Source organism: Pseudomonas sp. E45-MNA-CIBAN-0222, assembly GCF_040310405.1.
Taxonomy (GTDB): Bacteria; Pseudomonadota; Gammaproteobacteria; order Pseudomonadales; family Pseudomonadaceae; genus Stutzerimonas; species Stutzerimonas stutzeri_AC.
Genome location: NZ_JBEOPU010000001.1, coordinates 487,127 through 499,662, shown reverse-complemented (window position 1 = coordinate 499,662; position 12,536 = coordinate 487,127). Strand labels below are relative to the sequence as shown.

8 protein-coding genes are annotated in these 12,536 nt (G+C 63.0%); 7 read left to right on the top strand and 1 reads right to left on the bottom strand.

The features are described 5' to 3' along the window. Window positions 1-86 precede the first annotated feature (86 nt). The 4 genes from AAEZ08_RS02265 (at window position 87) to ligD (ending at window position 4,005) form a co-directional block, all read left to right on the top strand. Window positions 87-1,103 carry a zinc-dependent alcohol dehydrogenase family protein gene (locus AAEZ08_RS02265; RefSeq protein ID WP_041013760.1) on the top strand — a complete coding sequence of 339 codons (1,017 nt, stop codon included), beginning with the start codon at window positions 87-89 and terminating at the stop codon, window positions 1,101-1,103. A gap of 106 nt (window positions 1,104-1,209) precedes the next feature. Continuing rightward, a complete protein-coding gene (locus tag AAEZ08_RS02260) occupies window positions 1,210-2,067 on the top strand; it encodes an SDR family oxidoreductase (RefSeq protein ID WP_500123622.1) in 858 nt (285 codons plus the stop codon). 54 nt (window positions 2,068-2,121) lie between these two features. Next, entirely contained in the window at window positions 2,122-3,072 is a 951-nt protein-coding gene (ku, locus tag AAEZ08_RS02255; RefSeq protein WP_500123621.1) for a non-homologous end joining protein Ku, read from the top strand. A 12-nt stretch (window positions 3,073-3,084) separates the two neighbouring features. Beyond that, a complete protein-coding gene (ligD, locus tag AAEZ08_RS02250) occupies window positions 3,085-4,005 on the top strand; it encodes a non-homologous end-joining DNA ligase (protein ID WP_500123620.1) in 921 nt (306 codons plus the stop codon). Window positions 4,006-4,028: 23 nt separating this feature from the next. Here the strand turns inward: ligD and AAEZ08_RS02245 are convergent, their stop codons facing one another. Next, complete coding sequence (locus AAEZ08_RS02245) at window positions 4,029-4,193, bottom strand: hypothetical protein (RefSeq protein ID WP_003285031.1); 165 nt, start codon at window positions 4,191-4,193, stop codon at window positions 4,029-4,031. Window positions 4,194-4,550: 357 nt separating this feature from the next. On the opposite strand from AAEZ08_RS02245, the gene AAEZ08_RS02240 reads away from it, so the two are divergent. From AAEZ08_RS02240 to glgB, 3 genes are all read left to right on the top strand, one after another. Then, window positions 4,551-6,563 (top strand): alpha-1,4-glucan--maltose-1-phosphate maltosyltransferase, encoded by a 2,013-nt coding sequence (locus tag AAEZ08_RS02240; protein WP_500123619.1) that lies wholly within the window; start codon window positions 4,551-4,553, stop codon window positions 6,561-6,563. A gap of 131 nt (window positions 6,564-6,694) precedes the next feature. Further along, window positions 6,695-10,021, top strand: coding sequence for a maltose alpha-D-glucosyltransferase (gene treS, locus AAEZ08_RS02235; RefSeq protein WP_500123618.1), 3,327 nt, complete (start codon window positions 6,695-6,697; stop codon window positions 10,019-10,021). Continuing rightward, window positions 10,014-12,227, top strand: a complete 2,214-nt coding sequence (gene glgB, locus AAEZ08_RS02230; protein WP_500123617.1) for a 1,4-alpha-glucan branching protein GlgB — start codon at window positions 10,014-10,016, stop codon at window positions 12,225-12,227. Before treS ends, glgB begins: the two co-directional genes overlap by 8 nt. Window positions 12,228-12,536 lie beyond the last annotated feature (309 nt).

Here is a 12,536-nt window from a genome sequence, read left to right as displayed (position 1 = left end):
TATCGATGGGAATCCACGCCGTTCACTGGAGTTGTGACGATACTGACGATAGAGTCCGTTCGCACAGTAGTAAGTGAGGGGTCGAAATGTCCCGCATCATCCGTTTTCATCAGTTCGGCCCGGCCGACGTGTTGCGCCACGAGGAACGCGCAATGCCGGTTGCCGGCCCAGGCGAGGTGCTGATTGGCGTGCGCGCCATCGGCGTCAGCTGGAATGACGTGCTCTGGCGCCAGGACCTCGCGCCACGACACGCGCGTCTGCCTGCCGGGCTCGGCAGCGAGGTGGCGGGCGAGGTGCTGGCGGTGGGTGAGGGCGTTCAGGGCTTCAGTGTCGGCGATCATGTTGCCGGCTTCCCGGCCCACGATCTCAATCAGTATCCGCTCTACGCCGAGCATGCGCTGTTGCCGCAGCAGGCGCTGGTGCGTTACCCGGACATGCTCAGTGCCAGTGAGGCGGCGATCCACTACACGCCGATGCTGGTCAGCTATTTCGCGCTGGTCGAACTGGCCCAGCTGGAACCCGGCCAGTACGTGCTGATCAACCAGGCGGCTCACTGTACCGGGCCGGCAGCCGTACAGCTGGCCAAGGCGTTGGGCGGCCGGGTGATCGCCACCTGCGACACCAGCGAGGACCGCGACTACCTGCGCGAGCTGGGCGCGGAGACGGTGATCGTCACCGAAGAGGAAGACCTGGTCGGCCGCCTGCAGAAGGTGACCGAAGGCCGCGGCGTCGACGTGGTGCTGGATGCCTGTGGCGGTTCGCAGATGAAACTGCTCGGCGACGTCATGGCGCCGCTGGGCAAGCTGATCCTCTATGGCATGAACGGCGGCAACGAAACGGCCCTGCCGGTGTGTGCGGCCTTCAAGAAGAACTTCAAGTTCTTCCTGCACTGCCTGTGCGACTTCACCGGGCAGCCGGAGCTGGGCATTGAGCAGAACCGTGAAGCCGTGGAGCGTGCGCTGCAGCATATCAACCAGCTCACCGTGGATCGGCTGATCTGGCCGCAGCTCGACCGCCAGTTCCCGTTCGAGCAGGCAGTCGAAGCCCACCAGTATGTCGAAAGCGGCGTACCCCGCGGCCGCGTCGTGCTGACGCTGAACTGACCCTTCGAGGGCCCTGTACAGGGCCCTCTCATCGCCCCGTAGAAACTTTTCTCGCGCCGTTCAAGTCCTCCGAAGACAGGCTCATAACCTTGACGGAGGATTTTCCATGGCTGAAGACAATCAGACCCTACCGCCGCAGGAGCAGCCCGAGCCCGGCAAGGAAGGGCTGATGAACCCGCGCCCGGAATACGGCGGCGAAGACTACAAGGCGGCGGGCAAGCTCGAAGGCAAGGTGGCGATCATCACCGGTGGTGACAGCGGCATCGGCCGCTCGGTGGCCGTGCTCTACGCCCGTGAGGGCGCCGACGTGGCAATTCTCTACCTCGACCAGCATCAGGACGCCGAGGAAACCCGCACTGTGGTCGAACAGTACGGCCGTCGCTGCCTGACCTTCGCCGGCGATGTGGCCGATCGCGACGTCTGCCGCAAGGTCATCGACGAGACCCTCGCCGCGTTCGGCAAGCTCGACATCCTGGTCAACAACGCCGCCGAGCAGCACCCGCAGGAAAAGCTCGAAGACATCAGCGAAGAGCAGTGGGAGAAGACCTTCCGCACCAACATCTTCGGCATGTTTCAGATGACCAAGGCGGCGCTACCGCATCTCGGTAAGGGCGCTTCGATCATCAACACCACATCGGTGACTGCCTACAAGGGCAGCCCGCAACTGCTGGACTATTCGGCCACCAAGGGCGCAATCACGGCCTTCACCCGTTCGCTGTCGTTGAACCTCGCCGAGCGCGGCATTCGTGTCAACGGCGTCGCGCCCGGACCGATCTGGACACCGTTGATTCCGTCGACCTTCGATGCCGACGAGGTCGCCGAATTCGGCTCCAACACGCCGATGAAGCGCCCCGGCCAGCCCGATGAAGTGGCGCCGGCGTATGTCTACCTGGCCAGTAGCGATGCAGCCTACGTGAGCGGCCAGGTGATCCACGTCAACGGCGGCACCGTGGTCAACGGCTGACCCATTGCCGGGCCAACGAATTGGCTCGGCCACATCAACGCTTGGAGAACGACCATGCCACGCACGATCTGGAAAGGCGCAGTCAGTTTCGGACTGGTACACATCCCGGTGGCGCTGGTACCGGCCACCACCCGCCAGGGCATCGACTTCGACTGGCTGGACAAACGCAGCATGGACCGGGTCGGCTACAAGCGCATCAACAAGACCACCGGCGAGGACATCGACAGCGAGAACATCGTCAAGGGCGTCGAGTACGAGAAGGGGCACTACGTCGTGATCAGTGACGACGAGATCAAGTCAGCGCATCCCAAGGCGACCCAGACCGTGGATATCGTCGCCTTTGTCGATGCCAAGGACATTTCCTTTCTCTACATCGACACGCCGTACTACCTGACGCCGGACCGCCGCGGCGAAAAGGTCTACGCCTTGCTGCGCGAGACGCTGATCCAGACTGGCAAGGTCGGTATCGCCAACGTGGTGCTGCGCAACAAGCAGCATCTGGCGGTGGTGATGCCGCTGGGCAAGGCGCTGGTGATGAACACCCTGCGCTGGGCCGATGAGGTGCGCGGGGTCGAATACCTGGAGCTGAAGGACGAAGCGCTCGATCCGGACCTGGCTGAGCGTGAGCTGGACATGGCCAAGCGCCTGGTCGAGGACATGACCGAGAAGTGGAAGCCGGAACAGTACAAGGACACCTTCCAGGATCAGATCATGGAGCTGGTGGAGAAGAAGGCCCGCGAAGGCAAGCTGGAAGCGGTCGGCGGACCGGAGGAAGCGGTGGATCGTCGTTCGGCGGATGTCATCGACCTTACCGAACTGCTCAAGCGCAGCCTCGCTGCCAAGCCGGGCAAGGCCAGCAAAGAGGACGACCACGAGGAGGAGGAAAAGGCGCCGGCCAAGCCCAAGACTGCGAGCAAGGCCAAAACGAGCAAATCTTCCTCGGCGGCTTCGCGCACGCGCAAGGCGCCAGCGGCGGGCAGCAAATCCAGCAAAAAGGCGAGCTGATCGGGGTAGCCCATGCCAGAGCAGCGCAAGAGCGCCGGCCGCCCGCTGGTGGGCGGCGTCGGCATCAGTAATCCGCAGCGAGTGATCGACAAGGCCAGCGGCGCGAGCAAGCTTGCGCTGGCCGAGTACTACCTGGCGGTCGCCGACCGATTGGTGCCGCAATTGGCTGGCAGGCCACTGTCCATCGTTCGTGCACCTGAAGGCGTCGACGGCGAAAGCTTTTTCCAACGCCATTGCGGTCGGTTGAAGATGCCGCACATGCGCGCACTGCCGAAAAACCTCGATCCCGAGCATGCGCGGCTGATCCAGGCGGACAACATCACCGCGGTCATCGAGGCCGTGCAGATGGGTACCGTCGAGTTCCACACCTGGAACGCGCGCAGTGATCGCGTCGAGCGGCCCGATCGAGTCATTTTCGATCTCGACCCCGATCCCGCGTTGCCCTGGTCGAGCATGGTGGAAGCGACCGAGCTGACGCTGCGGCTGCTGGACGACCTGGGATTGCAGGCCTTCCTCAAGACCAGCGGAGGCCGCGGCATGCATGTCGTGATGCCGCTCGATCGTCGGCACGACTGGGACCTGGCCCGGCAGTTCGCTCGCTCGGTCACCGAGCGGCTGGCGCGCGAGGCGCCGGAGCTGATCGTCGACAAGATGGGCCCGCAGAATCGGGTCGGGCGAATTTTCGTGGACTACCTGCGCAACCAGCGCGGGGCGAGCACCGTTGCCGCCTATTCGGTCAGGGCGCGTCCGGGGCTGGCGGTATCCGTGCCTGTCGAGCGTGAGGAGCTGGCGCAGCTGGAGAGAGCCGATCGCTGGAACATCGGCAACCTGGATGAGCGTTTGCGGGCATTACGCAGCGACCCGTGGGCCCGCTACGGCGCCGTTCGACAGGGGCTGACGCAGGCACTGCTCAAGCGCCTGGAGAAAGGTTGAGACATCAGTGTGGCGGCGAGCGATCAGGTCGTCTGGGGATCGTCGGTATCCGCCACGGTCTGGTTTCCATATGGCGCGCCGGGCTTGTGTTCGTCCAGCTCCTCGGCACAAGGCACCTGCGGCACATCGCCCGGCTTGTCATGCACGATCGGGTCGGGTTGCGGCACATCGGGTCGCACGTGAGTCATCGTCGTTCTCCTGGTGTTAGCCAGCTCAGCCTTGGCGGCCGTTCTGCATTGATCGGCTTACATGGGCGAGGTTCCGGCCAATCGTCGCTGCTCGCGGCGCTGGCGACATTCGGCGTGGTCGGGTTCGGCACCCGCTCACGGGGGGCTTGAAACCGGCAACTGCCGTATTGCGCTCCACCAGGCTCGACCGGTCGCCGGACGGGCTGGCTAACGGCCGCCCGGGGCTGAACTTTCCAGGGTCCCTTGGCTCGGAAGAAAGAGCCGACGAAAACCGTACCGGTCGCCTCCCGAACCGCACGTTGACGCGTCCAGAGGCGGCTCGGGCAGACCGAACCCACGCCCCAGGAGCCCCTTTCGATGAGTGATGCAAAGCCTACCGCGACGATTCACCCTCGACTCGAAGAAGCCCTGCAGATGCCGCGCATCGCCATCGAATCCACCTTGCCGGTGTTGGATGAAGGGCGCTTTGCTGCCAAGGCGGTCATCGGCCAGCCGGTAGTCGTAACCAGCAAGATTTTCGCCGACGGGCATGACCAGCTTGCCGCCGCCGTGTGCTGGCGTGAGAAGGGCGAAACCAGTTGGCGTCGCGCGCGACTGAAGCTGCTCGGCAATGACGCCTGGCAAGGCCAGTTCACCCCGACCCAGGTGGCCGAGCATGAGTTCGTCATCGAGGCCTGGTGGGATGTTTTCGAAACCTATCGCTACGAGTTGTCGAAAAAACACACCGCTGGCGTGCCGGTGCATCTGGAACTGGAAGAAGGGCGGCTGTTGCTGGAAAAGGCCACGGCCCGCGCCCAAGGTGAAAACCGCGCGGTGCTCGACGATCTGGTGCACCGCCTCGGTATAACCCACACCGACGATGAGCGCGTTTCGCTGTTGCTTGCGCCGGACACGGCTGCTGCGATGGCCACGGCGGATCCTCGCGAACATTGCAGTCGCAGTGCTGTGTATCCGCTGGATGTCGAGCGCCCGCTGGCGCAGTTCGCCAGCTGGTATGAGTTGTTCCCGCGCTCTGAAACCGACGACCCGAATCGCCACGGCACCTTCCGCGACGTGCACAAGCGCCTGCCCGCCATTCGCGACATGGGCTTCGACGTGCTGTATTTCCCCCCGATCCACCCGATCGGGCGCCAGCACCGCAAGGGGCCGAACAACAGCCTGCTGGCCGGTCCGAACGATCCGGGCAGCCCCTATGCCATCGGCAGCGAGGATGGCGGGCACGACGCCATTCATCCCGAACTGGGCACACTGGACGACTTCCATGAGCTGGTTGCAGCGGCGCGTGAACACGGCCTGGAAATCGCCCTCGATTTCGCCATCCAGTGCTCGCAGGATCACCCCTGGCTCAAGGAACACCCAGGCTGGTTCTCCTGGCGCCCGGACGGCACCATCAAATATGCGGAGAACCCTCCGAAGAAGTATCAGGACATCGTCAACGTCGACTTCTATGCCGAGGATGCCAAGCCGGCTCTGTGGCTGGCGCTGCGCGATGTGGTCTGGCACTGGGTTGAGCAGGGCGTGAAGATATTCCGGGTCGACAACCCGCACACCAAGCCGCTGCCGTTCTGGGAGTGGCTGATTGCCGATATCCGCGAGCGCGACCGCGACGTGATGTTCCTCTCCGAAGCGTTCACACGCCCCGGCATGATGGCGCGGCTGGGCAAGATCGGTTACAGCCAGAGCTACACCTATTTCACCTGGCGCAACACCAAGGCCGAGCTGAGCGAGTACCTCACCGAGCTGAACGAGCCGCCGCTGCGCGACTGCTACCGACCGAATTTTTTCGTCAATACACCGGATATCAATCCATTTTTCCTGCACGACTCTGGCCGTGCGGGCTTCCTGATTCGTGCCGCGCTGGCCACCATGGGTTCGGGCCTGTGGGGCATGTACTCGGGCTTTGAGCTGTGCGAGTCGGCGGCGATTCCGGGCAAGGAAGAGTATCTGGATTCCGAGAAGTACCAGATCCGTGTTCGCGACTATCACGCGCCGGGCAACATCGTTGCCGAGATCGCCCAGCTCAATCGCATCCGCCGGATGAATCCGGCGCTGCAAACGCACCTTGGCTTCAAGGCGTACGTCGCCTACAACGACAACATTCTCTACTTCGGTAAGCGCACCGCGGACCTGTCGAACTTCATTCTGGTGGCTATCAGCCTCGACCCGCACAACGCTCAGGAAGCGCATTTCGAACTGCCGCTGTGGGAACTCGGGCTGCCGGACGACGCGCATACCCAGGGTGAGGACTTGATGAATGGCCATCGCTGGACCTGGTACGGCAAGACTCAATGGATGCGTATCGATCCGGCGCACTTGCCATTCGGGATCTGGCGCCTAACGGCTCAACAGCCAGATCCGGACCTCAAGTAAATTCTAGGTTGCAGCTATTAATCCATATTGATCAATTAGTTATGTTGCTCTCTTAATGTGGATTCAGCTGCGGCTCCGCCGTTGCCCGCCGATTGCCCGCGGGCCTTCACACCGCTACAGGAATGAAGCACATGGCAAAACCGCGCAAACCCGCCGCCTTCATCAAGGACCCGCTCTGGTACAAGGATGCGGTGGTGTATCAGGTACACCTCAAGTCCTTCTACGATTCGAATGACGATGGGGTCGGTGACTTCGTTGGGTTGATCGAAAAGCTGGATTACATCGCCGACCTTGGCGTGAATACCATCTGGCTGCTGCCGTTCTACCCGTCACCGCGACGTGATGATGGTTACGACATTGCCGATTATCGCGGCGTGCATCCTGACTACGGAAACATGGCTGATGCCCGGCGTTTCATCGCTGAGGCGCACAAGCGTGGTCTGCGGGTAATTACCGAGTTGGTCATCAACCACACGTCGGATCAGCACCCCTGGTTCCAGCGCGCGCGCAAGGCCAAGAAGGGTTCTGCTGCTAGGGATTTCTACGTTTGGTCCGATACCGATAAGAAGTACGACGGCACGCGGATTATCTTCCTTGATACCGAAAGCTCCAATTGGACCTGGGACCCGGTAGCCAAACAGTATTTCTGGCACCGTTTCTATTCACACCAGCCGGATTTGAATTTCGACAATCCGCAGGTCATGAAAGCGGTATTGGCGGTAATGCGTTACTGGCTGGACATGGGTATCGACGGTCTTCGCCTGGACGCGATTCCCTATTTGGTCGAGCGCGACGGCACCAACAACGAGAACCTGCCGGAAACTCACGCGGTGCTCAAGGCGATCCGCGCCGAGATCGACGCCAACTATCCCGACCGCATGCTGCTGGCCGAAGCCAACCAGTGGCCCGAAGACACGCAGCTGTATTTCGGCGGAGAAGACGGCGGCCCGGGTGACGAATGCCACATGGCCTTCCACTTCCCGCTGATGCCGCGCATGTACATGGCCATCGCCCAGGAGGACCGCTTCCCGATCACCGACATCCTGCGCCAGACCCCGGACATCCCGGAGAACTGCCAGTGGGCGATCTTCCTGCGCAACCACGACGAGCTGACGCTGGAGATGGTGACCGACAAGGAGCGCGACTACCTGTGGAACTACTATGCCTCGGACAAGCGCGCACGGATCAACCTGGGCATACGCCGGCGCCTGGCGCCACTGCTGGAGCGGGATCGCCGGCGGATCGAGTTGCTCAACAGCCTGCTGCTCTCCATGCCCGGTACGCCGGTGATCTACTACGGCGACGAGATCGGCATGGGCGACAACATCTTCCTCGGCGACCGCGACGGCGTACGCACGCCGATGCAGTGGTCGGTGGACCGCAACGGCGGCTTCTCCCGCGCCGATCCACCGAACCTGGTTTTGCCGCCGGTGATGGACCCGCTCTACGGCTACTACACGATCAACGTCGAGGCCCAGCAGCGCGATCCGCATTCGCTGCTCAACTGGACGCGGCGGATGCTGACCATCCGCAAGCAGTTCAAGGCCTTCGGCCGCGGCACCCTGAAGATGCTCGCGCCGAGCAACCGCCGCATCCTCGCCTATATGCGTGAGTTCACCGGGGCGAATGGTGAATCGGAAATTATCTTCTGCGTGGCCAACGTTTCGCGATCTGCCCAGGCGGCGGAGCTGGAAATGTCGCAGTACGCCGGGATGGTGCCGGTGGAGATGGTCGGCGGCAGTGCATTCCCTCCGATCGGACAGTTGCCGTATCTACTGACCTTGCCGCCGTACGGCTTTTACTGGTTCCAGCTGGCGCCAACCAACCAGATGCCGAGCTGGCACCAGGAGCCGGTGGATACCATGCCGGACTTCCAGACGCTGGTGCTCAAGCGCCTGGATACCCTTACTGCCGCCAACCGGCGTATTCTGGAAACCGAATCGCTGCCGGCTTACCTCCCCAAACGGCGCTGGTTCGCCGCCAAGGATGTTGCGATCGAGTCGGTCCGTATCAGCTACTGCGTGCCATTCGGCGATCCGAACCGCCCGGTGCTGCTCAGCGAGCTGTGCGTGGAATCCGCCGGACGCAGCGATCTGTACCAGCTGCCGCTGGGTTTTCTTGCCGAGACCGATTTCGAAGCTGCTTTGCCGCAGCAACTGGCTCTGGCCCGCGTGCGGCGGGGACCGCAGGTCGGCTTGATGACGGACGCCTTCGCGCTGGAGCAGTTCAGCGCCGCAGTCATTCAGGGCCTGCGCGACGAGCTGGTACTGCCTTGCAACGACGGTGAGATCCGCTTCGTGCCGATGCCGCAACTGGCCGACCTGCAATTGCCGGGGCACCCCGAGGTGCGCTTTATCTCTGCGGAGCAGTCGAACAGCTCGGCGATCATCGACAACAAGGTGATGATCAAATTGCTCCGTCGCGTGGCACCGGGCGTCCACCCTGAACTGGAAATGGGCGGTTTCCTCACTGAACGCGGTTTCGCCCACATCTCCGGCATGCTCGGTCAGGTCAGCCGCATCAACAAGCAGGGCGAGCCGGTTGCCCTGATGGTGATCCAGCATTTCCTCGACAGCCAGGGCGATGCCTGGGTGTGGACGCTGAACAACCTCGACCGCGCGGTGCGTGACGAAATCGCCGGTGGCGTGTCGATGCACGAGAACCAGTTCAGCGCCCTCGACGAACTACAGGCCTTCAACCGCCTGCTCGGTCAGCAGCTCGGCGAGATGCACATGGCGCTTGCCACGCAGACCGAAGATCCGGCCTTCGCCTACGAAAGCACCAGCAAAGCCGACACCAAGCAGTGGGAGCAGAGCGTCAGCGCGCAGCTGGAACAGGCCCTGCAGCGCCTCGAGGAACATCGCTCGAGCTTCGATCGCAAGGAGGCTACCGCGCTCGGCCAACTGCTGGCGCGGCGCGACAAGCTGCTCGAACAAGTGCAACGTCTGGCTGCTAGAACCGTTGGTGGCGTGCGGACCCGTGTCCACGGCGACCTGCACCTCGGCCAGGTGCTGGTGGTGCAGGGTGATGCCTACTTCATCGACTTCGAAGGGGAGCCGGCCCGCTCGCTGGATGAGCGGCGCGCCAAACATAGTCCGTTCAGGGATGTCTCAGGCCTGCTGCGTTCGTTCGAGTACGCCGCTGCCATGACCATCCGCGGTGCGCAGGTCAGCGACAGCACGCCCGAGGCCGATCAGGCGCGGCAGCGTATCGCGGCGAGTTACCAGAGCAGTGCGCAGGCGGCCTTCCTCGAAGCCTACCGCGAGGCCACCGCCGAGTTGCCGCACGACTGGCGCGACGCGGATGGCGCGAATGCTGCACTGCTGCTGTTCAGCCTGGAAAAATGCGCTTACGAGATCGTTTACGAAGCGGAGAACCGACCAACCTGGTTGCCCGTCCCGCTACAGGGATTGCTGGCCCTGGCACAACAGCTTTTCGATGGAGGCTCCAATGACTGATCGTCCGGTTCTGACCATGCCAGGGGAAACCCTGATGCCCAGCGACGCCGATGTAGACGCCCTGGTGCGAGCCGAGCATGGCAACCCGTTTTCCATTCTCGGGCCGCATCCTGACGGCGGGGGAATCGTGATACGCGCCTACCTGCCCAATGCCCTGGGTGCCGAAGTGCTTGATCGCGATGAGCAACTGCTTGCCGTGATGGAGCAGGGGCAGGTGCCCGGATTCTTCTTTATCCGCCTGCCACATCAGCAACCCTACCTGCTGAAGATTCGCTGGGCCGGCGGCGAGCAGATCACTGAAGACCCCTACAGCTTCGGTCCGCAACTGGGCGAGCTGGACATGCACCTGTTTTCCGAAGGCAATCACCGGCAGATCGGCCGGGTATTCGGCTCGCAGGTGCTGGAAGTGGACGGTGTGCAGGGCGTGCGCTTCGCCGTGTGGGCGCCCAACGCGCGCCGAGTGTCGATAGTCGGCAGCTTCAATGGTTGGGACGGTCGCCGTCATCCGATGCGGCTGCGCTTTCCGTCCGGCGTGTGGGAGTTGTTCATCCCGCGACTGCAGCCGGGCGATACCTACAAATACGAGATTCTCGGGCCGAACGGCATCCTGCCGCTCAAGGCCGACCCGATCGCCCTGGCAACCGAGCACCCGCCGGGCACCGCTTCGGTCATCGCCCGGCCGCTGGACTACCAGTGGAAGGACCATTGCTGGTTGCAGCAGCGCGCCGCGCGCCAGTCGGTCAAGGCGCCGATGAGCATCTACGAGCTGCATGCGGGCTCCTGGCGACGTGACGGTGGTGACGATGGCCGCCTGTACGACTGGCACGAACTGGCCGAGCGCCTGATCCCCTACGTAGTGGACATGGGTTTCACCCACATCGAGCTGATGCCGATCATGGAGCATCCCTTCGGCGGCTCCTGGGGTTACCAGCTGCTCTCGCAGTTCGCGCCAAGTGCGCGCTACGGCAACGCTCATGATTTCGCCGAGTTCGTCGACGCCTGCCATAACGCCGGCATCGGTGTGATCCTCGACTGGGTGCCGGCGCACTTTCCCACCGACGCCCATGGCCTGGGCGAATTCGACGGCACCGCGCTGTACGAATACGCGCACCCGTTCGAGGGCTTCCATCAGGACTGGGATACCTACATCTACAACCTCGGCCGCACCGAGGTGCACGGCTTCATGCTCGCTTCGGCGCTGCACTGGCTGCGCGAATTCCACGTCGATGCCCTGCGTGTCGATGCGGTGGCGTCGATGCTCTATCGCGACTATTCGCGCAAGGACGGCGAGTGGATTCCCAACCGCCATGGCGGGCGCGAGAACCTCGAGGCGATCGACTTCCTGCGCCATCTGAACGACGTAGTGGCCACGGAAACCCCTGGCGCGCTGGTGATCGCCGAGGAATCGACAGCCTTTCCGGGCGTCAGCAAGCCCACCAGCGAAGGTGGCCTCGGCTTCTCCTACAAGTGGAACATGGGCTGGATGCACGACTCGCTGAAGTACATCCAGGAAGACCCGATCAATCGGCAGTACCACCACGACAAGATGACCTTCAGCATGGTCTACGCCTATTCCGAGCACTTCGTCCTGCCGATTTCCCACGACGAAGTGGTCCACGGCAAAGGCTCGCTGGTCGACAAGATGCCCGGGGATCGATGGCAGAAGTTCGCCAACCTGCGCGCCTACTTGTCGTTCATGTGGACGCACCCGGGCAAGAAGCTGCTGTTCATGGGCAGCGAGTTCGGCCAGTGGCGCGAGTGGAACCATGACCGCGAGCTGGACTGGCATCTGCTCGAAGAGGCCGATCACCGTGGCGTGCAGAACCTGGTGCGCGATCTGAACCGGCTGTACAGCCAGGAACCGGCGTTGCACGAATTGGACAGCGACCCGCAGGGCTTTCAGTGGCTGATCGGCGATGATCGCGCCAACAGCGTGTTCGCCTGGCTGCGCAAGAGCTCGACCGGGCATCCGCTGCTGGTGGTTGCCAACTTCACGCCGGTGGTACGTGAGGCCTACCGCATCGGCGTTCCGGTGGACGCCAAGTGGCTGGAGGTCTTCAACAGCGATGCAGGTTGCTACGGCGGCTCCAATACCGGAAACGGTGGCGGCATGCTCGCCGAGCCGATCGAGAGTCATGGCGAGAAGGTTTCGCTGTCGCTGACCTTACCCCCCCTTGGTGTACTGGTGTTGCGACCGCAGGTCTAGGGATACAAGCCAGGCCTAGAGACTGATAGCCAGGCAGGACGCAAGACGCCGCTCGGATGCTTCGAGCGGCGTCTTTGCGTTTGCGGGTAGTCATTTGCACGTCGGCATGCGCCATCGAGCAGCGTGTGGTTCGCAGCCGGGGCTGGGTAAGGCTAGCGACTTGCTGCTCGCATCCACGCAATCGGTGGGCTGAAGCCCACCCTACAGGGGGGCGTTGCGGGCTAGGCGGTTTGTAGAGTGGGTTTAGTCGGATAAGGGTGCAGCTTCGCTCCGCACCGGGGCGTTCGTAGGGTGGGCTCCAGCCCACCG